Below are 20,238 nucleotides of genomic sequence, written 5' to 3'. Positions count from 1 at the left end.
GCCGGGCTGGCGGGCTGGGAGATCGACGGCTAGGTGACGCCCTGGCGAAAGGGCGCGAATCCGGCCGGGCGGAGCCGCTCCGACGGGTAAACGGCGAATCCACCCGCCTGCGGGCGGGCCCCGCAGGAATTGGGAGTTGACACCGCGGGTTTGGCAGACTGCTGGGATGAGTTCCGCCAAACACCGCGAGGTGGCCAAGCTGGACCGGGTGCCGTTGCCGGTCGAAGCGGCCCGGATGGCCGTCACCGGTTGGCAGGTGACCCGCACCGCCGCTCGCGTCGTAAGCACGCTGCCGAGCAGGGGCCCGCTGCAGCAGAAAGTCATCAGGCAGCTCCCCCAGACCTTCGCCGAGCTGGGGCCCACGTACGTGAAGTTCGGGCAGATCATCGCCTCGAGTCCCGGCGCGTTCGGCGAGTCGCTGTCGCGCGAGTTCCGCGGTCTGCTCGACCGGGTGCCGCCGGCCGACACCAGCGAGGTGCACAAGCTGCTCGTCGAGGAGCTCGGCGGAGAGCCGGCGGAGCTGTTCGCCACGTGGGACGAGACGCCGTTCGCCTCGGCGTCCATCGCCCAGGTGCACTATGCCACCCTGCACACCGGCGAGGACGTCGTGGTCAAGATCCAGCGCCCGGGGATCCGCCGCCGCGTCGCTGCGGACCTGCAGATCCTCAAGCGCTTCGCCCAGGCCGTCGAGCTGGCCAAGCTGGGCCGCCGGCTGTCGGCACAAGACGTGGTTGCCGACTTCTCCGACAACCTGGCCGAGGAGCTGAACTTCCGGCTCGAGGCGCAGTCGATGGAGGCGTGGGTGTCACACCTGCAGGGCTCCCCGCTGGGCCGCAACATCCGGGTGCCGCAAGTGTTCTGGGACTTCACCAGCGACCGGGTGCTGACGATGGAGCGGGTGCACGGCATCCGCATCGACAACGTCGCCGCCATCCGCAAGGCAGGCTTCGACGGCACCGAGCTGGTCAAGGCGTTGCTGTTCTCGCTGTTCGAGGGCGGGCTGCGGCACGGGCTGTTCCACGGCGACCTGCACGCGGGCAACCTCTACGTCGACGAGGCGGGCCGCATCGTGTTCTTCGACTTCGGGATCATGGGCCGCATCGACCCGCGCACCCGTTGGCTGCTGCGCGAGCTCGTCTACGCCCTGCTGGTCAAGAAGGACCACGCCGCGGCCGGCAAGATCGTCGTGTTGATGGGCGCCGTCGGCGCGGTGAAGCCGGAGGCCCAGGCCGCCAAGGACCTGGAAAAGTTCGCCACCCCCCTGACCATGCAGACCCTCGGCGACATGTCGTACGCCGACATCGGCCGGCAGCTGTCGACGCTGGCCGATGCCTACGACGTCAAGCTCCCCCGCGAGCTGGTCTTGATCGGCAAGCAGTTCCTCTACGTCGAGCGGTACATGAAGCTGCTCGCACCGAAGTGGCAGCTGATGTCCGACCCACAATTGACGGGTTACTTCGCCAACTTCATGGTCGAGGTCAGCCGGGAGCACGACACCGACCTGGAGGCCTAGTGCACATCCGCACCGGTTATGCGACGTCGGCCGCCGGGCCGAGCGACCTGAAGCTCTACTACGAGGACATGGGCGATCCCGCCGACCCGCCCGTGCTGCTCATCATGGGACTGGGCGCCCAAATGTTGCTGTGGCGCACCGATTTCTGCCAGAAGCTGGTCGACCAGGGCTTCCGCGTCATCCGCTACGACAACCGCGATATCGGCCTGTCCAGCAAAACCGAGCTGCACACCTCCGGGCAGCCGATCGTGGTGCGATTGCTCCGATCCTGGGCCGGGCTGCCCAGCCGCGCCGCCTACACACTGGAGGACATGGCCGGCGACGCCGCCGCGGTGCTGGACCACCTCGGCATCGAACGGGCCCACATCGTCGGCGCGTCGATGGGCGGCATGATCGCCCAGATCGTCGCCGCCCGATTCGCCGAGCGCACCAGGTCACTGGGAATTCTTTTCTCGAGCAACAATTCGGCATTCCTGCCGCCGCCGGCTCCCCGGGCGTTGCTGTCGCTGTTGATCGGGCCGCCGCCGGACTCCCCCCGCGACGTCATCCTGGACAACGCCGTGCGCGTCAGCCGGATCATCGGCAGCCCGGGCTACCGCATCCCCGCCGAGCAGGTCCGTGCCGAGGCGGCCGAGGGATACGACCGCAACTACTACCCGCAGGGCATCGCCCGGCAGTTCGGCGCCATCCTGGCCAGCGGCAGCCTCGCCCACCATGACCGCCGCATCGTCGCGCCGACGGTGGTGATCCATGGCCGATCCGACAAGTTGATGCGTCCCTTCGGGGGCCGCGCGATCGCGCGCGCGATCGGCGGTGCCCGATTGGTGTTATTCGACGGAATGGGCCATGATCTGCCACAGCAGCTGTGGGATCCGGTGGTGGGTGTTTTGACGGGCAACTTCGCCGAGGCCAGCTGAGCGGAGTCGAGCAGCCGGCTCCGCATTTCCGATTCGCCGCGAGTTCGCGACAGGTCTCACAGCGTTGTAGCGTTAAAAGCACTGGGAGGACGTGAACATGGCGAACCTGAAGCCGTATTACGAAGAATCGCAGGCCACTTACGATATTTCGGACGACTTCTTCGCGCTGTTCTTAGACCCCAACATGGTCTACACCTGTGCATACTTCGAGCGCGACGACATGACGCTGGAAGAAGCACAGCTCGCCAAATTGGATTTGGCACTGAACAAGCTTGACCTCGAGCCCGGGATGACGCTGCTCGACGTCGGCTGCGGCTGGGGCGGAGCCGTGGTGCGAGCGGTGGAGAAATACGACGTGAACGTCATCGGCATCACGCTCAGCAAAAACCACTATGCGCGCACCAAAGAGGGGCTGGCCGCCGTCTCGACGACGCGGCAGGCCGAGGCCCGGCTGCAGGGCTGGGAAGAGTTCGAGGAGCGCGTCGACCGCATCGTGAGCTTCGAGGCTTTCGACGCCTTCAAAAAGGAACGTTATGCGTTGTTCTTCGACCGCGCCTACGACATCCTTCCCGACGACGGCCGGATGCTCTTGCACTCGATTTACACCCACCCGCAGACGTACTGGCGCGATCATGGCATCACGGTGACGATGAGCGATCTGCGGTTCTTTCGCTTCCTCAGCACCGAGATCTTCCCCAACGGCAGCATGTGCGGCGAGGCGGACATCGTCGACAATTCACTGGCCAGCGGATTCACCATCGAAGACGTTCAATCCCTGGATCTGCACTATGTGCGGACTCTGGAGACGTGGGCGGCCAATCTCGAGGCCAATCGCGAACTCGCCATCGCCATCCAGTCCGAAGAGGTCTACGAGCGGTTCATGCGCTACTTGACCGGTTGCGCGGGCCTGTTCCGCAAAGGCCTCGCCAACGTGGCCCAGTTCACGCTCGCCAAGTGACCCGGCCCAACTGACGACATGGGCAAGAAACTCACGCCGCATTTCGCCGACGTACAGGCGCACTACGACTTGTCCGACGACTTCTTCCGGTTGTTCCTGGACCCCACCCAAACCTACAGCTGCGCCTATTTCGAGCGCGAGGACATGACGCTGGAAGAGGCGCAGCTCGCCAAGATCGACCTGGCGCTGGGCAAGCTGGGCCTGCAGCCCGGAATGACGTTGCTCGACGTCGGTTGCGGCTGGGGCGCCACCATGCGGCGGGGCATCGAGAAGTACGACGTCAACGTCATCGGGCTCACGCTGTCGAAGAATCAGGCTGCGCACGTGCAGAAGTTGTTCGACGAGATGGACAGCCCGCGCTCCAAGCAGGTGTTGCTCAACGGCTGGGAACAATTCGACCAGCCCGTCGATCGGATCGTGTCAATCGGTGCGTTCGAGCACTTCGGCCACGAGCGCTATGACGACTTCTTCGCGATGACTGTCAAGGTACTGCCGGCCGACGGTGTGATGCTGCTGCACACCATCACCGGGTTGACCGGCCCGCAATGCGTCGAGCAGGGCATCCCGCTGACGTTCGCGATGGCCCGGTTCATCAAATTCATGGTCACCGAGATATTCCCGGGCGGCCGGTTGCCGTCGATCGAGATGGTCGGGGAGCGCTCGGCGAAAGCGGGCTTACGGCTGACCCGGCGCCAGTCCCTGCAGCCGCACTACGCGCGCACCCTCGACCTGTGGGCCGAGGCGCTGCAGGCACACAAGGATCAGGCTATCGCGATTCAATCCGACGAGGTCTACCAGCGCTACGTGAAGTATCTGACGGGCTGCGCCAACGCATTTCGGGTCGGCTACATCGACGTCAACCAATTTACTCTGGAGAAATAGCCACCACGCCAGGTCACACCGATCGCGGATCGCTCTCCGATCGAGAGATACGGCGCCACAGAACGTCAAATGCGGGGGATACTCCCGGACCAGTGTAGGGTCCCCGGGATGGTCACCTCGTGAGGGTGCCGGTTGCATTTTTTTGGGGGGTGGGGAACAAATGCCAGATAAGTCAGCTGGAGCTCTGCGGATGCGCTCCCAAGTCGACGACGTCCGGGCTCATTACGACCTGTCCAACGAGTTCTTCGCGCTGTTCGTGGATCCAACCCGTACCTACAGCTGCGCTTATTTTCCGCACGAGGACATGACGCTGCACGAAGCCCAGGTCGCCAAGCTCGATCTGACGCTGGACAAACTCGGATTGGAACCCGGCATGACCCTGCTCGACGTCGGTTGCGGCTGGGGCTCGGTGATGAAGCGCGCGGTGGAGAAGTACGACGTCAACGTCGTCGGACTCACGCTGTCGAGAAATCAGCATGCCTACTGCCAGCAGCTGCTCAGCGACATCGACTCCGAGAGATCCCGGCGGGTTTTGCTCCGCGATTGGGCGAACTTCGACGAGTCGGTGGACCGCATCGTGACCATTGAAGCGTTGGAGCACTTCGGTTTTCACCGCTACGATGACTTCTTCAAATTTGCCTACAACACCATGCCCGGCGACGGGGTGATGCTCTTGCATTCCATCACCGGGCTGCACGCCAGACAGATCATCGAGCGCGGCATACCGGTGACGATGGAGTTGGCGAAGTTCATCCGGTTCATCGTCACCGACATCTTCCCGGGTGGCCGGCTACCGACCATCGAGAAGGTCGAAGAACATTGCGCGAAGGTGGGTTTCACAGTGACCCGGCAACAGTCACTGCAGCCGGACTTCGTCAAGACTCTGGACCTGTGGTCCGATGCGCTGGAGGCCCACAAAAACGAGGCGATCGAGATCCAGTCCGAAGAGGTCTACGAGCGCTACATGAAGTTCTTGACCGGCTGCGCCAAAGCATTCCGGATGGGCTACATCGATTGCAACCAGTTCACTTTAGAAAGGTAGTCGCAGATTGGCTTTTCAAGGCCGTCGTTAATGGGTACTAGCTCTAGGGCCAGCTGACGCTGGGGGATTTAGGGGCGCGCCGCGTCCTCGGTGGGGGTTTGCACCTCAACACAATCGGGGGTTTTGGCCTGCCTGCATGCAGTTTGGACCAATGTGCAGGAGCGGACACGACTATGACGCTGGAACAGGGCAGGATAAGCAAGCGTACGCGATCCGAAGACATCCAGGCGCACTACGACCTCTCCGACGATTTCTTTTCGTTGTTCCAGGATCCCACCCGCACCTACAGCTGCGCGTACTTCGAACCGCCGGAGCTCAGCCTCGAAGAGGCCCAGTACGCCAAGATCGATCTCAACCTTGACAAACTGGACCTCAAGCCCGGCATGACCCTGCTGGACATCGGTTGCGGGTGGGGCACCACGATGAAGCGCGCCGTCGAGAAATACGACGTCAATGTCATCGGCCTGACGCTGTCCAAGAATCAGCACGCCCGCAGCCAGCAGTTGCTGACGGGCCTGGATACCGGGCGCTCGCGCGAGGTGCGGTTGCAGAACTGGGAGGACTTCACCGATCCGGTCGACCGCATCGTGTCGATCGAGGCATTCGAGCATTTCGGGCACGAGAACTACGACGACTTCTTCAAGCGGACGTTCGACATCATGCCCGACGACGGCCGGATGACCGTCCAGAGTAGCGTCAGCTACCACCCCAACGACCTGCACGCCCGGGGTAAGAAGCTGACCTTCGAAACGGCCCGGTTTATCAAGTTCATCGTCACCGAGATCTTCCCCGGCGGGCGCCTGCCGTCCACCCAGATGATGGTCGATCACGGCGAAGAGGCGGGATTCTTAGTACCCCAACCACTTTCGTTGCGGCCGCACTACATCAAGACGTTGCGCATCTGGGGCGACACGCTCGAGTCGAACCGGGAAAAGGCCATCGAGGTCACCTCCGAAGAGGTCTACAACCGCTACATCAAATACCTGCGCGGCTGCGAGCACTACTTCGCCGACGAGATGCTCGATGTCAGTCTGGTGACCTACCTTAAGCCGGGCGCCGCGAACTCGTAGGGTGCCGATTCCGCGCCCGTGTCGGATTGAGGCTGCGCTGTTCGTCGAATAGGTAGAGAGTGGAGCACACGGCTGCGCTCACGACCAGAGGTGACGAACATGCAGTATTTCGCGCTGTTGATCGGCAAGGAACAAGACCGCACGCCCGACGACCCGGCCGCGGCCATGGCGGCCTGGCAGAACTTCCACACCAAGGCCGGCCCGGCGATAAAGGCCGGCGACGCCCTGGCGCCCGCCGCCGCGGGAGTGGTCATCACCGGCGGCCGTGACGCCCCGGTGGTCACCGACGGCCCCTTCGCCGAGGGCACCGAGGTGGCCTGCGGCTACTACGTGTTCGAGGCGGAAAACCTCGACGAGGCGTTGGCGCTGGCCCGTGACGTCCCCATCGCCACCTACGGCGCCGTGGAGTTGTGGCCCGTGGTCCACTCGGTCGAGCCGTCCCGGCAGCTTACCGGCAGCGACTGGCTCGCACTGCTGCTGGAACCGCCGGAAACCGCGTACCCGCCGGGCACCCCGGAATGGGAAGCACTCGCCGCCAAGCACGCAGACCTGCACGCGGCCGCGGGCGATCACATCGTCGGCGGCGCCGCGCTGCACGACCGGTCCACGGCGACGACGGTGCGGGTGCGCGATGGCGAGGTACTGATCACCGACGGGCCCTTTGTGGAGGACGCCGAGATCGCCACCGGCATCTACCTGATCGGCGCGGCGGATCGTGACGATGCCGTCAAGATCGCGTCGATGATCCCCGCTTCGACGGTGCAGCTGCGGCAACTGGCCGGGGTCTCGGCACTCTAAACCGCCGCGATGACCAACCTGGACGGCGTCTTTCGCCGGGAGTGGGGGCCCGCCGTCGCCGCGCTCGCGCGATGGTCCGGCGATCTCACCGTCGCGGAGGACGCCGTCCAGGAGGCTTGCGCCGAGGCGCTGCGCACCTGGCCGGACGCCGGCGTGCCCGATCATCCCGGCGGCTGGCTGTTGACCGTCGCGCGCAACCGCGCCCGGGATCGGTTGCGGCGCGAATCCGTCCGTCCCGGGAAGGAATTGGCGGCTTTCGTGGACGAGATCCGGGCCCGCACCGAGCACACCGATCCGCATCCGGTCCGCGACGACGAGCTGCGGATGATGTTCACCTGCGCGCATCCGGCGCTGGACCGGCAATCGCAACTGGCGCTGACGCTGCGGCTGGTGTCGGGTTTGACCGTCGCCGAGATCGCCCGCGCACTGCTGCAGACCGAGACCGCCGTCGGGCAGCGAATCACCCGCGCCAAGAACAAGGTCCGGCATGCCAACATTCCGCTGCGGGTGCCGCCCGCCGAGCTGCTCGGTGAGCGCACCCCGCACGTGCTCGGCTGCATCTACTCGGTGTTCACCGAGGGGTACTGGTCGACCGCAGGCCCGTCGGCGGTCCGTGACGAACTGTGCGACGAGGGGATTCGGCTGGCCGGCGAGCTGTGCGCCCTGATGCCCGACGAGCGGGAGGGGCAGGCGCTGGCCGCCCTGATGCTGTTGCACGATTCGCGGCGGGCGACGCGCCGGGACGACGCGGGCATGCCGGTTCCGCTCGAGGAGCAGGACCGCGGCGCCTGGGACCGCGGCCGCATCGCCCGCGGGCTGGACCGGTTGCGCCGCGCGCAGGGATCGACCGGCCCCTACCTGCCGCAGGCGGTGATCGCCGCGCTGCACGCGACGGCCCCGTCCTGGGACCAGACCGACTGGGTAACCATCTGCGCGGCCTACGACCGGCTGCTACAGCTGACCGAATCGCCGGTGGTGCGGGCCAATCGCGCGCTGGCAGTGGGTCTGCGCGACGGCCCCGACGCCGGTCTGGCCGCCCTGGACCTGGTGGCCGACGACCCTCGGCTGGCGCACTCGAATCTCGTCGCCACGGTGCGTGCCGACCTGCTGCGGCGCGCGGGACGATATACCGACGCCGCCGGTTGGTACCGGATTGCGTTGGCGTCCAACGGCTCCGACCCGGGCCGCGCGTTCCTTCGGCGACGCATCGACGAGTGCGCCGGCGCGGAACTCACACCGGAGCGGTGAAGGTCAGGCCTCGGTGAAGTTGCGCGTGACGGACGGGTCGACCGGAATGCCCGGGCCCGTGGTCGTCGACACGGTGATCTTCTTCAGGTAGCGCCCCTTGGACGACGACGGCTTGAGCCGCAGCACCTCGTCCAGCGCGGCGCCGTAGTTCTCGGCCAGGCTCTTCTCGTCGAACGACGCCTTGCCGATCACGAAGTGCAGGTTGGCCTGCTTGTCGATGCGGAAGTTGATCTTGCCGCCCTTGATGTCGGACACGGCCTTGGCAACGTCGGGTGTGACGGTCCCGGTCTTGGGGTTCGGCATCAGACCGCGCGGACCGAGCACCCGAGCGATGCGACCGACCTTGGCCATCTGGTCCGGGGTCGCGATCGCGGCGTCGAAGTCCAGGAACCCACCCTGGATCTTCTCGATCAGGTCGTCGCTGCCGACGATGTCGGCGCCGGCCGCCTGCGCCTGCTCCGCCTTGTCGCCGACCGCAAACACTGCGACGCGGGCGGTCTTACCGGTGCCGTGCGGCAGGTTGACGGTGCCGCGGACCATCTGGTCGGCCTTGCGCGGGTCGACGCCGAGCCGGATCGCCACCTCGACGGTCGCGTCCTGCTTGCTCGACGACGTCTCCTTGGCGAGCTTGGCGGCTTGCAGCGGGGAGTAGAGGTTGTCGTGATCCACCTTTTCGGCGGCGGCGCGGTATGCCTTGCTGTTCTTGCTCACGTGCTGATCCAATCTGTGTTGGGTCGTGGTTAGTCGGGCCGAAGCTGGCCCTCCCACGGTTAGGGGCTTATGCAGACCTATTCAACGGTAATGCCCATCGACCGGGCGGTCCCGGCGATGATCTTGGCGGCGGCGTCGATGTCGTTGGCGTTGAGGTCGCTCTTCTTGGTCTCGGCGATCTCTTTGACCTGGTCCCAGGTGACCTTGGCGACCTTGGTCTTGTGCGGCTCGGCCGAGCCCTTGCCGACACCGGCGGCCTTGAGCAGCAGCTTGGCGGCTGGCGGGGTCTTGAGCGCGAAGGTGAAGCTGCGGTCCTCGTAGACCGTGATCTCCACCGGTATCACCTGACCGCGCTGGCTCTCGGTCGCGGCGTTGTACGCCTTGCAGAACTCCATGATGTTGACGCCGTGCTGGCCGAGCGCAGGGCCGACCGGCGGCGCAGGGTTGGCCTGCCCCGCCTGGATCTGAAGCTTGATCAGCCCGACGACTTTCTTCTTCGGGGCCATGAGATGTTGTTCGTTCCTTCCTGACTGGGTTTGATGGTGGTGACCCGCCCCGCCCGGCTCGGGCGTAGCTGCCGCGTCCGCGGCATCACCACCAGCTAAATCTTGGAGACTTGGGTAAAGGTCAGTTCGACCGGCGTTTCACGGCCGAAGATCGACACCAGCACCTTGAGCTTCTGCTGTTCGGCGTTGATCTCGTTGATCGTGGCGGGCAGCGTGGCGAACGGTCCGTCCATGACCGTCACCGATTCGCCGACCTCGTACTCGACGTCGATAACAGGACGCTCAATGCCACCGGTCTCGGCGGCGGCAGCGGTGGTGGCTGCGCCCTTGGCCGGCTTCTTCGTCGCGGCGGGCGGGAGCAGGAACTTCACCACATCGTCGAGCCGCAGAGCCGACGGACGCGACGTGGCGCCGACGAATCCGGTGACGCCGGGGGTGTTGCGCACCGCGGACCAGGAGTCGTCGGTCAGGTCCATGCGCACCAGGATGTATCCGGGCAGCACCTTGCGATTGACCTGCTTGCGCTGGCCATTCTTGATCTCAGTGACTTCCTCGGTGGGCACCTCCACCTGGAAGATGTAGTCGCCGACGTCCAGGTTCTGCACCCGGGTTTCGAGGTTGGCCTTGACCTTGTTCTCGTACCCCGCATAGGAGTGGATGACGTACCAGTCACCGGGCTTGCTACGCAGCTCGGCCTTCAGTGCCGCGGCGGGGTCTACGTCCTCGGCGGACTCCTCTGCCGACTCAGCGGCCGCTGCTACCGGCTCCGCGGCCGCTGGGGTATCGGTCGCCTCGGCGGCCTCGTCCTGCACGTCGACCGCCTCACCCGCGGACGGTTCACCGTCGAAGGTAGTCACGGTTTTCAGTCCTCTCTGTCACTTGCACAAGCTCAGCCGAACACCAGCAGGACCAGCTTGGTCAGGCCCAAGTCGGCAAGCCCGACCAGCGCCACCATGAACGCCAGAAACGCCAGCACCACCGAGGTGTAGGTGAGCATCTGTTTGCGGTTCGGCCAGATGACCTTCCGCATCTCCGCAACGACCTGCTTGAGGTAGTTGAAGACGAAGGCGAACGGATTGGCCCGACGCTCGCCGGCTTTCTTCGGCTTCTTAGCCTGCTTGGCCGTGGGAGCCTTTTTGGCCCTGTCCTCCTTGGAGACCTCGACATCGTCCGACGCGTCCTCGTCCACGTCGGCCGTGCGCTGCCGGGACCGCTTGCCCGTCGGGCGCTGCGGCCGCGTCACCACGGCAGTGCGACCGCCGCTCTCGCGGCTCTGCTCGGCGTCGCCACCGTCGCTTGCGGCGTCGTTGGCAACATCGCCTTCGTCGCTCACCGCATGCTCCTTTGTTCGCTAGCTGTATCTGGGATCCGTGCCGTGCTGATCGGGCACTCCAGTGACCAGCATGGCACGTATCTCATCGTCCGACTCCTCCTCGGGCCGTTCCGGCCCGCATCGTCGTCGGACGTCGCCTTCTGCAGGGGCGACAGGACTTGAACCTGCAACCTGCGGTTTTGGAGACCGCTGCTCTGCCAGTTGAGCTACGCCCCTTCGCGGTTGGCAGGCCAACCTGCGCTTACCTACCGGGGCCTACATGACGCGCGCGCTCCCCGTTCGGAAATGGGCCGAACCGGACAGCGCGCTGCAATGGGAAAACCCCGAGGTCCGAGTGTACTTGATCGCCCCCGAGCGCGGGAAATCCGATACTGATCACGCGGTTCTGACGACCTGGCCGCTTTCCTTGTCCCACCTGAGCTGGATGGAGTCGTCACCCTCGTGCCCCATCAGGGTGGTGTAGGCGAGCAGAACGACTTCGCCATCCTGATTGGTGCAGGTGTTCTTCGTGACGACGATGTCCGCGCCGAAGCGCTCGTTGACGGACTCGATGTCCATCCGGCCGAAGATCTTGTCGCCGACAAGCAGCGGCCGGTGGTAGACGAACTGCTGGTCGACCTGGACGATCTGCATGGTCTCCATGCCCACGTCGACATTGCGGAAGAAGTCGTCCTGGATGATCTTCGCGAAGATCGACACGAAAGTCAGCGGCGCAATCAGGCCGTCGTAGCCCAGTTCCGCCGCCGCCGCCTCGTCGAAGTGGGCAGGATTGTCGTACTTGGCCGCTCTGGCAAAGGCACGCAATTGCTCGCGGCCGACCTCGAAGTGGTCCGGGTAGATCCAGCTCATTCCGCGGACGTCGGTTTTGAGCGCCATAAACCAGCCCCGCCTACGCCAGCTTTGCCGACGCGATGGCCCGGCCGAAGATCTTTTTGCCCCCGGTGGTGGCCGAGATGGCGATCGTCACCGTCTTGCTCTCCGGCTCGACCGATTTCACCTTGCCGCTGAAGACGAGCTCGGCACCCTTGCCGTCGTTGGGTACCGGCACGACGGCGGTGAATCGCACGTTGTACTCCGTGACGGCACCCGGGTCGCCGACCCACGAGGTGACGTAGCCCCCGCCGATGCCCATGGTCAGCATGCCGTGCGCGATCACGGTGTCCAGCCCGACAATCTTGGCGATTTCGTCGTCCCAGTGGATCGGGTTCAAGTCACCCGAGACTCCCGCGTAATTGACCAGATCCTGGCGGGTCAACGGGTAGATCTTCTCCGGAAGCTGGTCCCCCACCTTCACCGAACTGAACTCACGCAGCGCCATCAGAAAATCCCTTTTCTCCGTTCTCACCGGCACGGCCCGCCAGGGTCGTGTACGTCTCCTGAACGACCTCACCGGCATCGTTGGTGATGATGTTCTTGGTGACGATGATTTGAGTGCCGTGCGTTTCGCGAACCGAATCCACGGTCACGTCGCAGTACAGCTTGTCGCCCGCCACGATGGGCTTCTTGAATCTAAGCACCTGATCGACCTGGACGACCTGGGAGTCCTCGATCGCGATGTTGGCGTACTTGAAGAAGGCGGCCTGCGCCTTGTAGCCGAAAACGCAGATGAACGTCAGCGGCGCGGGCAGCCCCTTGTAACCGAGCGCGGCGGCCGCATCCTCGTCGAAGAAGTACGTTTCGTCGTTCTGGACAGCGACCGCATACTCGCGGATCTTCTCGCGCTCCACCACGTAATAGTCGGGGTATCGATAATGCTTCCCGACGATGCTTGCAGCCAACGACACGGCTCTGGAACCTACCTGGTCACTCTGGAGTAGCTGGGCTCAATGGTCGCAGGAAATTCAGCGCGTTTCGCGGTGCGCCTGATGCTTGCCGCAGTTGGGGCAGAATTTCTTCAGCTCCAGCCGGTCGGGGTCGTTGCGGCGATTTTTCTTGGTGATGTAGTTGCGGTGTTTACACACCTCGCACGCCAAGGTGATCTTGGGCCGCACATCGGTACTGGAAGCCATGACCGTTCTCTTTCAAATCTGTCGTTTTACGTCGCGTTGTTTCAGTTGTAGCGATGGCCGGACTCGAACCGGCGACCTAACGATTATGAGTCGTTCGCTCTAACCGACTGAGCTACATCGCCTCTGGTGCGCCGCCAGCCTGCTCGGCGTCCGCCGAGCCCCCTAACGGAATCGAACCGTTGACCTTTTCCTTACCATGGAAACGCTCTACCGACTGAGCTAAGGGGGCCTTTCACCCGTAGCAATTTGGTCACGGCTCGGGCCTAAAAGAGGGTACAGCCTGGCGCGCAACGGCACCAAACCAGCCGACAGCGGCGGCCGGCGATCAGCCGGCCTCGCCGTTTCGGCGCGGCAGCCACGCACTCGGGTCACTGAACTCGTCGTACACCTCACCCGCCTCGTCCGCCTTGCCGAGCAGGTTGCGCAGCGCGAGATGGACGGCCTCGCGCGCGTCGGCCACGTGGAATCGGCGGATAGCCTCTTGGACCAGATCGTCATCGAGCTCGATCTCGACCTTCTTGAGCATGGGAACACAATACCCACTGCATGCAGGGCTAATCCGGGCCGAGGCGACGATCGTCGTCCCGACCGTGCTGCCCGAAATACGAGATCGGATCACCGGGTCATAGTCTGATCGACGTGTCAGATTCGTCCGCGGACCGGCTCTACTTCCGCCAACTGCTGTCCGGGCGCGATTTCGCCGCAGGTGACATGGTCGCGACGCAAATGCGCAATTTCGCCTACCTGATCGGCGATCAGCAGACCGGTGATTGCGTGGTGGTCGATCCGGCGTACGCGGCCGGCGATCTCCTCGACACTCTGGAAGCCGACGGCATGCACCTGTCCGGGATGCTGGTGACGCACCATCATCCCGACCATGTGGGCGGATCGATGATGGGTTTCGAACTCAAGGGCCTGGCCGAGCTGCTGGAGCGGGTCGACGTGCCCGTCCACGTGAATTCCCATGAGGCACTTTGGGTGTCGCGGGTCACCGGAATCGGTGTCGGCGATCTCACCACGCACGAAAATCACGACAAGGTCAGCATCGGCGATATCGAGATCGAGCTGCTGCACACTCCCGGGCACACACCCGGTAGCCAGTGCTTCTTGCTCGACGGCCGGCTGGTGGCCGGCGACACCCTGTTCCTGGATGGCTGCGGGCGCACCGATTTCCCGGGCGGCGACTCCGACGAGATGTATCGCAGCCTGCAGCAGCTCGCCGCGCTTCCGGGCAACCCGACGGTATTTCCCGGCCATTGGTATTCCGAGGAACCGAGCGCGTCGCTGTCGGACGTCAAGCGTTCCAATTACGTGTATCGGGCCGCTAACCTTCACCAGTGGCGAATGTTGATGGGCGGCTGACGACTCGGCGGCGCTTCAACGTTGAGTCATTGTGATTCCGCAGTCGGCAAATGTTCTGTGCAGATCGCTGTCACATAAGCGGGGGGATAAATTCCATGGGGTGGATGCAGGACGGCTGGCACGGGGTCAACAATGTGGAGCCCAGCACCTGGATAGCGTGGGCCGCGTGGGCGGCAATCGCGCTCGCGATCGTCACGCTGGTTTTCGCAAATCGCCAGATCAACCGCAATCGCCGGCTGGCCGCCGAGCAGGCCAGGCCCCATGTCGGCATGCTGATGGAGCCGCACGCCGCGGACTGGCACGTGATCGAGTTGGTGGTCAAGAATTTCGGCCGCACGGCCGCCTACAACGTGCACTTCTCTTTTGCGAATCCGCCGACGGTCGCCGAATACGAGAATTCCACCGACGGCTACGCCGACGTCGCCGAACTGCAGCTCCCCCGCGAATTACCCGTGCTGGCCCCCGGTCAAGAGTGGCGGATGGTGTGGGATTCCGCGCTGGACCGCCGGGAAATCGGCACCGGCATCGAATCTCGTTTCACCGGGACGGTGATCTACTACGACCGCCCGGAGACGCCCCGCGGGTGGCGATTCTGGGAGCGCGAGCGTCAGCCGCTGCGGACCGAGGTGGTGCTGGACTGGGACGCCCTGCCGCCCGTGCAACGCATCGAGTTGATGACGACGCACGACCTGGCGAAGCGGGAGAAACAGAAGCTCGAGTTGTTGCGCAGCCTGCTGACCTACTTCCACTACGCCAGCAAGGAAACGAGTCCCGAGGTGTTCCGCAGCGAAATCGAACGAATCAACAAGGCGGTGGCCGAAACTCAGGACAGGTGGCGCACCAGGCAGCTGGACGCACCCACCGACGTCCGGCTGCGCTGGAGCAACGCCGAGGACGACCTGAGTAAGCATCGCGACCAGTCCGTGTGACGGCCGGTTGGGCGCCGCGCGTAAATTCGGCCTTGGTCAACCCGATTCAATCGAACTGTCGGTTTCGAAGGAGTGCCCATGAGCGGCCCGGTCACCTACACCCACCTGGATTCCATCGCGGTGATCCGGATGGACGACGGCAAAGTCAACGCGCTGGGCCCGACGATGCAGCAGGCACTCAACGACGCGATCGACCATGCCGACGGCGACAACGCCGGGGCGCTGGTGATCGCCGGCAACGAGCGCGTGTTCAGCGGCGGCTTCGATCTGAAGATCCTGACCTCCGGCGAAGTCCAGCCGGCGATCGACATGCTCAGGGGCGGTTTCGAGTTGGCGTATCGGCTGCTGTCCTACCCGAAGCCGGTCGTGATGGCCTGCACCGGTCATGCCATCGCGATGGGGGCATTCCTGCTGGCGTCGGGCGATCATCGGGTGGCCGCGCATGCCTACAACATCCAGGCCAACGAGGTCGCGATCGGCATGACCATCCCGTACGCCGCCCTAGAGATCCTGAAGCTGCGACTGACGCAGTCGGCGTACCAGCAGGCCACCGGACTGGCCAAGTCGTTCTTCGGCGAAACCGCCGTCGCCTCCGGCTTCGTCGACGAGATCGTGTTGCCCGAGATGGTGTTGAGCCGCGCCGAAGAGGCCGCCCGTGGATTTGCCGAATTGCATCAGCACGCCCACGCGGCGACCAAGTTGCGCGCCCGGGCGGACGCGTTGAAGGCGCTGCGTGCCGGAATCGACGGCATAGAGTCCGAGTTCGGCCTGTAGCCGCGAACTCTCGGCCCCAACGGTCGATGAACTGACCTTCGGAGAAGGCGACGCGGTTGCCCGGGCAACCGCCTCACCCCCTTGTCGCCTCCTCCACTGCGGAGTCTGGCACGTCCGCGTGGCGCCGTCACTTCACCTTTGGCCGGCCGTCGACTTGCCAGCGGAACCGTTCGAGATACGCCGCCCAGTCCCATGTCGTGAGGAATTCCTGAGCCGCCTCGTAGCCCTTGTCGAAGAGCTCTTCGAGGCGGTCTCGCGACACATCGAAGTCGAGCACGCCCACATTGGTCGATTCGACCGCGATGGCACGAGCCGCGACCCACGGCTGGTTCAGATGCGTCTGGTCGTGGCCGGTCAGCATCGTCGTGAGCAGGCTCTCCAGCAGTGCCGTCTGTTCGAAGAACCGCAGCGGCTTCAGCGCGGGCATCACCGCGCTGAAGCCCTCGGTCAACCGAGGTAGGACCGTGACCCCAAAGGTGGGCCAGCGCGGCGGTTTTGCGTCCGGCCGGTCGAAGGTGTCGATCGGAAAGTTCGACAGCACCCCGCCGTCGACGAGGGTCGTCGCGGTTGCCCCGAGGCGGCTCTTCAGTCTCACCGGGGGGTAGAAGAACGGGATCGCAATCGACGCGCGCACGGCGTCGGCGACCGGCTGCTCGTCGGGATCCAGGCCGTAGAGTCTGCGGTAGTCCCACGGCAGTCGCACGAGCTGGGCGGCGGTCAGATCGGCGACGGTCACCACCAGCTTTGAGCGCCGCCCCTCGACCAGGTGATCCTCGTCGAGAATCAGGTCGCCGAAGGTGTTGACCCCTAGGTTCGCCAGCTCGCCGCGGATCCAGTCGTACGCGACGTCGCCGCGAAACATGCTGGTATCGCGCACCAATCCCCACGCGGCACCGAGCAGCGGCACCGGCCCCGCGTCGCGCCACTTCTGCAGCGGCACCGAGAAGGCCAGCTCCTTGACCTGCGCGCCGGTGAGCTGGCCGTCGGTGGCCCCGGCGGCCAACACCGCCGCGACGATCGAGCCGGCCGACACGCCTGACACCCGCCGGATCACATATCCGGCATCCATCAGCGCGACGACGGCACCCACCAGGCCGATGAACTTGACTCCGCCGCCGGACAGCACCAGATCCACAGGTTTGCTCATCGCCCCAGCATGCCCTCCAATGGTCCGATATCGCACCGCGTCCAGGGGTACGCTGCCAGGCGTCGGATCTTCAGTCTCGAGGATCGGGGTCGCTATGCGGATTGTCGTCGACTTGAACCGTTGCCTCGGCTACGCGCACTGCGTCCCGCTGGCCCCGGAGGTGCTCAAGCTCAACGGCGAAGAGGCTCTCACCTACGACCCCAACCCCGATGACAGGCAGCGGCTGCGGGTGCTGCGGGCGGCGGCGGCCTGCCCGGTGCAGGCGATCATCGTCGACAAGCTCGACTTCGAGTAGCGGATCCGCGTGGTCGGGGACGGCTTCAAAGACACGGGCCGCATCGTCATCGTCGGCGCCTCACTGGCCGGCCTGCGCGCCGCGGAGGCGTTGCGGGATGAGGGTTTTCGCGGCCAGTTGACCATCATCGGCGACGAGCCGGACGAGCCCTATGACCGGCCGCCGCTGTCCAAGCAGGTCCTCAAGGGTTGGGTGGCGGCCGATCACACGAAGCTGCCGCGCCTGCGGGCGGTCGAGGCGCAGTGGCGACTCGGGGTCGCCGCGACCGCCCTGGACCGGAGCAGCCAGGTGGTGCGCCTGGCCGACGGCAGCGAGGTCGGCGGCGACCGCCTGCTGATCGCCACCGGCGTGCGATCGCGGCGGTGGCCCAACACCGAAGAGGCCGCGTTGGGCGGCGTGTACACCGTGCGCACCAACATCGATGCCGCGCGGCTGCAGGCCGCGCTGGCCGCCCGGCCGCGCCGGGTGCTGATCATCGGCTCTGGATTCATCGGCTCGGAGGTCGCCTCGATGTGCCGCGAGCTCGGGCTTCAGGTCACGGTCACCGAGCGCGGCCCGGCGCCGCTGTCCGGTCCGCTGGGCGGCGTGATCGGCGCGATCGCCGCCGAGATGCAGCGCGCCGCCGGCGTGGACCTGCGCACCGGCGTCTCGGTGCTCGGGCTGGAGGGCGACGCGGCCGGCCGGGTGCGGCGCGCGCGGCTCTCCGACGGCGACACCCTCGACGTGGACGTCGTCGTGACGTCGCTGGGGTCGATCCGCAACGTCGAATGGCTCAACGGCGCTGGGTTGGCGGCGGGTCCCTGGGGCGTGGGTTGCGACGCCGGATGTCGCGCGTTCGACATCAACGGCGTGGTCACCAACCACATCTTCGTGGCGGGCGACATCGCTCGAGCGCCGCACGTCCTGTACGACTACGAGTTCCTGGCGATGGAGCACTGGGACAACGCTGTGCTGGGTGCGCGGGTCGCCGCGCACAACATGGTCTGCGACGAGGTCGACCGGTGGGCACATCTGCTGGTTCCGCAGTTCTGGTCGGCGCAGTTCGGCGTGAACATCAAATCCGTTGGCGTGCCGTCGTTCGGCGACGAGATCGTCTTCACGCAGGGCTCGGTCAAGGAGCGCCGGTTCGCCGCGGCCTACGGCCGCCAGGGCCGCATCGTCGGCGCGGTCACCTTCAATCACGCGAAGTGGATCGACTACTACCGCAATCAGATCGAGCACTCGGGGCCGTTTCCCCCCCATCCGCCCGGGTTCGATTTCCCGGAGAATATGCGCGTTCTGCCTGCCGACTTTCCCGCGCGGGGCGTGCCAACCGAGACACCGGACGTGGTGTTGACCGGACACGACCCCAGCGAGCGGCGGGCCGAATTCCGTCCCCGACAACAGGAGCGGCGCCGATGAACCCCGCCGGCGACGATGCAGAGCGAAGCGATGAGGAGGAGCGGCGCCGATGACCCCCGAGGAAGCCTTCGACGCCGCGATGCGCTTCGAGCACCGCGCGAATCCGTATCCGTTTTTCGACGAGCTGCGCAAGACACCGGTGGTGCGGGTGTCGGGCGGCATCTACGCCGTGACCGGATACGAGGAACTCATGGCGCTGGCCCACGATCCCCGGGTGAGTTCCGACCTGCGCAAGAGCCGCCCGCCGGCCGGCCCCGGTCGCCGGTTCACCGACGAGTCGCCCGCCGAAATCGCCCCCGAAATCGCGGGCGCATACGGCAAGGAGCCGAGCTTCATCGCTCAGGACCCGCCCGAGCACGACCGGGCGCGCCGGGTGTGCATGCACTTTTTCGGCCCACCGGACTCGCCGGATCTGATCCCGGGCCAGGAGCCGCTGTGTCAGCAGATCGCCAACGAAATGCTCGACAAAGCGAGGGGCAAGACGCGCATCGACGTGGTCGACGAGTTCGCCTATCCGCTGCCGGTCAACGTGATCTGCAGGATCATGGGCGTGCCCGTCGAAGACGAGCCGCAATTCCACGCGTGGCTCGCCGACATCACGGCCGGCGTCTTCGACCTCGGCCCCGATATCCACACCGAGGAGGGCCAGGCCCGGCGCGCCAAGGGCGAAGCCGCCGACGCCGAGCTCAACGCGTACATCGCCGGGCTGGCCGAGAAGGCCGTGAAATCACCTGGAAACGGGATGATTTCGCAATTGGTCCACTACGACGGTCCTGACGGCCGGATGTCGCCGAGTGCGATCGTGAACAACACCATTCTGCTGTTCTTCGCCGGTCACGATTCGACGGTCAACCTGATCTCGCACTGCGTGCTGACCGCGCTGCGCAACCCGTGGTCCATCGAATTGCTGCGCAGCAGACCGGAATTGATCCCCGGCGCCGTGGAGGAGGTGCTCCGGCTGCAGTCGTCGGTGCAGTTCTTCCCGACCCGGTCGGCGCTGGCCGACATCGACATCGCCGGCACGACCATTCCCAAGGGCGCGCCCATCTATCTCATCTACGCCGCGGCCAATCGCGATCCCCGGCGGTTTGCCGATCCCGACACGTTCGATCCGCAACGTCCGGACAACGAGCACGTCGGCTGGGGCCGCGGCATCCACGTCTGCTTCGGCGGCCCGCTGGCCCGCCTCGAGGTCAACACCGCATTCGAGGCCTTCCTGCGCCGGGTGAAAAACCCACGGCTGGTGGCCGATCCGCCGCCGTACCGGATCAGCCAGGTGTTTCGCGGGCCACTTCATCTGCCCGTCGACTACGACGAAATCCTGCCCTGAACGCCCAGGACCC

24 protein-coding genes and 3 tRNA genes are annotated in these 20,238 nt (G+C 65.3%); 14 read left to right on the top strand and 13 right to left on the bottom strand.

Translation table 11 applies throughout. The features are described from left to right. Positions 1 to 166: 166 nt before the first annotated feature. From MSG_RS04155 to MSG_RS04120, 8 genes are all read left to right on the top strand, one after another. Positions 167 to 1,513, top strand: a complete 1,347-nt coding sequence (locus MSG_RS04155; RefSeq protein WP_181159137.1) for an ABC1 kinase family protein — start codon at positions 167 to 169, stop codon at positions 1,511 to 1,513. Then, positions 1,513 to 2,430 carry an alpha/beta fold hydrolase gene (locus MSG_RS04150; protein ID WP_373421124.1) on the top strand — a complete coding sequence of 306 codons (918 nt, stop codon included), beginning with the start codon at positions 1,513 to 1,515 and terminating at the stop codon, positions 2,428 to 2,430. The genes MSG_RS04155 and MSG_RS04150 overlap by 1 nt, the downstream gene beginning before the upstream one ends. Before the next feature lie 97 nt (positions 2,431 to 2,527). Beyond that, positions 2,528 to 3,388 (top strand): cyclopropane mycolic acid synthase family methyltransferase, encoded by an 861-nt coding sequence (locus MSG_RS04145; protein WP_096437345.1) that lies wholly within the window; start codon positions 2,528 to 2,530, stop codon positions 3,386 to 3,388. A gap of 18 nt (positions 3,389 to 3,406) precedes the next feature. Then, entirely contained in the window at positions 3,407 to 4,270 is an 864-nt protein-coding gene (gene mmaA2, locus MSG_RS04140) for a cyclopropane mycolic acid synthase MmaA2 (protein WP_096437343.1), read from the top strand. A gap of 160 nt (positions 4,271 to 4,430) precedes the next feature. Beyond that, positions 4,431 to 5,312 carry a methoxy mycolic acid synthase MmaA3 gene (gene mmaA3, locus MSG_RS04135; RefSeq protein ID WP_096437341.1) on the top strand — a complete coding sequence of 294 codons (882 nt, stop codon included), beginning with the start codon at positions 4,431 to 4,433 and terminating at the stop codon, positions 5,310 to 5,312. A gap of 173 nt (positions 5,313 to 5,485) precedes the next feature. Then, positions 5,486 to 6,382: a hydroxymycolate synthase MmaA4 gene (mmaA4, locus tag MSG_RS04130; protein ID WP_096437339.1), complete on the top strand. Its 897-nt coding sequence runs from the start codon at positions 5,486 to 5,488 to the stop codon at positions 6,380 to 6,382. 99 nt (positions 6,383 to 6,481) lie between these two features. Then, positions 6,482 to 7,180, top strand: coding sequence for a YciI family protein (locus MSG_RS04125; protein ID WP_096437337.1), 699 nt, complete (start codon positions 6,482 to 6,484; stop codon positions 7,178 to 7,180). Positions 7,181 to 7,189: 9 nt separating this feature from the next. Then, a complete protein-coding gene (locus MSG_RS04120; RefSeq protein WP_096437335.1) occupies positions 7,190 to 8,428 on the top strand; it encodes an RNA polymerase sigma factor in 1,239 nt (412 codons plus the stop codon). A 3-nt stretch (positions 8,429 to 8,431) separates the two neighbouring features. Here MSG_RS04120 and rplA read toward each other — a convergent pair whose 3' ends face one another. The 12 genes from rplA to MSG_RS04060 all read right to left on the bottom strand — a co-directional run bounded on the left by rplA (position 8,432) and on the right by MSG_RS04060 (position 13,513). After that, positions 8,432 to 9,139 (bottom strand): 50S ribosomal protein L1, encoded by a 708-nt coding sequence (rplA, locus tag MSG_RS04115; RefSeq protein ID WP_096444039.1) that lies wholly within the window; start codon positions 9,137 to 9,139, stop codon positions 8,432 to 8,434. 77 nt (positions 9,140 to 9,216) lie between these two features. Then, positions 9,217 to 9,645: a 50S ribosomal protein L11 gene (gene rplK / locus MSG_RS04110; protein WP_077086342.1), complete on the bottom strand. Its 429-nt coding sequence runs from the start codon at positions 9,643 to 9,645 to the stop codon at positions 9,217 to 9,219. A 95-nt stretch (positions 9,646 to 9,740) separates the two neighbouring features. After that, positions 9,741 to 10,502: a transcription termination/antitermination protein NusG gene (gene nusG / locus MSG_RS04105; RefSeq protein ID WP_096437333.1), complete on the bottom strand. Its 762-nt coding sequence runs from the start codon at positions 10,500 to 10,502 to the stop codon at positions 9,741 to 9,743. Positions 10,503 to 10,534: 32 nt separating this feature from the next. After that, a complete protein-coding gene (gene secE / locus MSG_RS04100) occupies positions 10,535 to 10,978 on the bottom strand; it encodes a preprotein translocase subunit SecE (protein WP_096437331.1) in 444 nt (147 codons plus the stop codon). A 143-nt stretch (positions 10,979 to 11,121) separates the two neighbouring features. After that, a tRNA-Trp gene (locus tag MSG_RS04095) sits at positions 11,122 to 11,194 on the bottom strand. A 159-nt stretch (positions 11,195 to 11,353) separates the two neighbouring features. Continuing rightward, positions 11,354 to 11,854, bottom strand: coding sequence for a (3R)-hydroxyacyl-ACP dehydratase subunit HadC (gene hadC / locus MSG_RS04090; RefSeq protein ID WP_096437329.1), 501 nt, complete (start codon positions 11,852 to 11,854; stop codon positions 11,354 to 11,356). Positions 11,855 to 11,867: 13 nt separating this feature from the next. Then, the gene (gene hadB, locus MSG_RS04085) at positions 11,868 to 12,296 is read right to left on the bottom strand and encodes a (3R)-hydroxyacyl-ACP dehydratase subunit HadB (protein WP_096437327.1); all 429 of its coding nucleotides are present in this window, start codon (positions 12,294 to 12,296) and stop codon (positions 11,868 to 11,870) included. Beyond that, entirely contained in the window at positions 12,283 to 12,762 is a 480-nt protein-coding gene (gene hadA, locus MSG_RS04080) for a (3R)-hydroxyacyl-ACP dehydratase subunit HadA (protein WP_096437325.1), read from the bottom strand. The genes hadB and hadA overlap by 14 nt, the downstream gene beginning before the upstream one ends. 57 nt (positions 12,763 to 12,819) lie before the next feature. Next, positions 12,820 to 12,987: a 50S ribosomal protein L33 gene (gene rpmG / locus MSG_RS04075; protein WP_003898538.1), complete on the bottom strand. Its 168-nt coding sequence runs from the start codon at positions 12,985 to 12,987 to the stop codon at positions 12,820 to 12,822. Positions 12,988 to 13,035: 48 nt separating this feature from the next. Continuing rightward, positions 13,036 to 13,109, bottom strand: a tRNA-Met gene (locus MSG_RS04070). A 34-nt stretch (positions 13,110 to 13,143) separates the two neighbouring features. Further along, positions 13,144 to 13,216 (bottom strand) — tRNA-Thr (locus MSG_RS04065). 96 nt (positions 13,217 to 13,312) lie between these two features. Further along, positions 13,313 to 13,513: a type II toxin-antitoxin system VapB family antitoxin gene (locus tag MSG_RS04060; RefSeq protein ID WP_096437323.1), complete on the bottom strand. Its 201-nt coding sequence runs from the start codon at positions 13,511 to 13,513 to the stop codon at positions 13,313 to 13,315. Between the two features lie 113 nt (positions 13,514 to 13,626). Between MSG_RS04060 and MSG_RS04055 the strand changes: the two genes are divergently transcribed. From MSG_RS04055 to MSG_RS04045, 3 genes are all read left to right on the top strand, one after another. Further along, entirely contained in the window at positions 13,627 to 14,349 is a 723-nt protein-coding gene (locus MSG_RS04055) for an MBL fold metallo-hydrolase (protein WP_096437321.1), read from the top strand. A gap of 95 nt (positions 14,350 to 14,444) precedes the next feature. Next, positions 14,445 to 15,278 (top strand): hypothetical protein, encoded by an 834-nt coding sequence (locus MSG_RS04050; RefSeq protein ID WP_096437319.1) that lies wholly within the window; start codon positions 14,445 to 14,447, stop codon positions 15,276 to 15,278. 78 nt (positions 15,279 to 15,356) lie between these two features. Beyond that, positions 15,357 to 16,052, top strand: coding sequence for a crotonase/enoyl-CoA hydratase family protein (locus tag MSG_RS04045; protein WP_096437317.1), 696 nt, complete (start codon positions 15,357 to 15,359; stop codon positions 16,050 to 16,052). 127 nt (positions 16,053 to 16,179) lie between these two features. On the opposite strand, the gene MSG_RS04040 is transcribed toward MSG_RS04045, so the two are convergent. Continuing rightward, the gene (locus MSG_RS04040) at positions 16,180 to 17,199 is read right to left on the bottom strand and encodes a patatin-like phospholipase family protein (RefSeq protein ID WP_096437315.1); all 1,020 of its coding nucleotides are present in this window, start codon (positions 17,197 to 17,199) and stop codon (positions 16,180 to 16,182) included. Between the two features lie 94 nt (positions 17,200 to 17,293). Here MSG_RS04040 and MSG_RS04035 point away from each other — a divergent pair, with 94 nt between their 5' ends. The 3 genes from MSG_RS04035 to MSG_RS04025 are packed head-to-tail and all read left to right on the top strand — an operon-like array spanning position 17,294 to position 20,225. Continuing rightward, positions 17,294 to 17,494 (top strand): ferredoxin, encoded by a 201-nt coding sequence (locus MSG_RS04035; RefSeq protein WP_096437313.1) that lies wholly within the window; start codon positions 17,294 to 17,296, stop codon positions 17,492 to 17,494. 9 nt (positions 17,495 to 17,503) lie between these two features. Next, positions 17,504 to 18,895, top strand: coding sequence for an NAD(P)/FAD-dependent oxidoreductase (locus MSG_RS04030; protein WP_232011155.1), 1,392 nt, complete (start codon positions 17,504 to 17,506; stop codon positions 18,893 to 18,895). Between the two features lie 49 nt (positions 18,896 to 18,944). Further along, complete coding sequence (locus tag MSG_RS04025) at positions 18,945 to 20,225, top strand: cytochrome P450 (RefSeq protein ID WP_096437309.1); 1,281 nt, start codon at positions 18,945 to 18,947, stop codon at positions 20,223 to 20,225. Positions 20,226 to 20,238 lie beyond the last annotated feature (13 nt).

Source organism: Mycobacterium shigaense, assembly GCF_002356315.1.
Taxonomy (GTDB): Bacteria; Actinomycetota; Actinomycetes; order Mycobacteriales; family Mycobacteriaceae; genus Mycobacterium; species Mycobacterium shigaense.
Note: the sequence above shows the minus strand (reverse complement) of the source record. Positions and strands in the feature narration are given on the sequence as shown.

Bases quoted from the DNA above. Each gene is read 5' to 3' on its own strand.
- MSG_RS04155 (WP_181159137.1), top strand. From the start codon at position 167: ATGAGTTCCGCCAAACACCGCGAGGTGGCCAAGCTGGACCGGGTGCCG.
- MSG_RS04145 (WP_096437345.1), top strand. From the start codon at position 2,528: ATGGCGAACCTGAAGCCGTATTACGAAGAATCGCAGGCCACTTACGAT.
- mmaA2 (WP_096437343.1), top strand. From the start codon at position 3,407: ATGGGCAAGAAACTCACGCCGCATTTCGCCGACGTACAGGCGCACTAC.
- mmaA3 (WP_096437341.1), top strand. From the start codon at position 4,431: ATGCCAGATAAGTCAGCTGGAGCTCTGCGGATGCGCTCCCAAGTCGAC.
- mmaA4 (WP_096437339.1), top strand. From the start codon at position 5,486: ATGACGCTGGAACAGGGCAGGATAAGCAAGCGTACGCGATCCGAAGAC.
- MSG_RS04125 (WP_096437337.1), top strand. From the start codon at position 6,482: ATGCAGTATTTCGCGCTGTTGATCGGCAAGGAACAAGACCGCACGCCC.
- MSG_RS04120 (WP_096437335.1), top strand. From the start codon at position 7,190: ATGACCAACCTGGACGGCGTCTTTCGCCGGGAGTGGGGGCCCGCCGTC.
- rplK (WP_077086342.1), bottom strand. From the start codon at position 9,645: ATGGCCCCGAAGAAGAAAGTCGTCGGGCTGATCAAGCTTCAGATCCAG.
- hadC (WP_096437329.1), bottom strand. From the start codon at position 11,854: ATGGCGCTCAAAACCGACGTCCGCGGAATGAGCTGGATCTACCCGGAC.
- hadB (WP_096437327.1), bottom strand. From the start codon at position 12,296: ATGGCGCTGCGTGAGTTCAGTTCGGTGAAGGTGGGGGACCAGCTTCCG.
- rpmG (WP_003898538.1), bottom strand. From the start codon at position 12,987: ATGGCTTCCAGTACCGATGTGCGGCCCAAGATCACCTTGGCGTGCGAG.
- MSG_RS04060 (WP_096437323.1), bottom strand. From the start codon at position 13,513: ATGCTCAAGAAGGTCGAGATCGAGCTCGATGACGATCTGGTCCAAGAG.
- MSG_RS04050 (WP_096437319.1), top strand. From the start codon at position 14,445: ATGGGGTGGATGCAGGACGGCTGGCACGGGGTCAACAATGTGGAGCCC.
- MSG_RS04045 (WP_096437317.1), top strand. From the start codon at position 15,357: ATGAGCGGCCCGGTCACCTACACCCACCTGGATTCCATCGCGGTGATC.
- MSG_RS04040 (WP_096437315.1), bottom strand. From the start codon at position 17,199: ATGAGCAAACCTGTGGATCTGGTGCTGTCCGGCGGCGGAGTCAAGTTC.
- MSG_RS04035 (WP_096437313.1), top strand. From the start codon at position 17,294: ATGCGGATTGTCGTCGACTTGAACCGTTGCCTCGGCTACGCGCACTGC.
- MSG_RS04025 (WP_096437309.1), top strand. From the start codon at position 18,945: ATGACCCCCGAGGAAGCCTTCGACGCCGCGATGCGCTTCGAGCACCGC.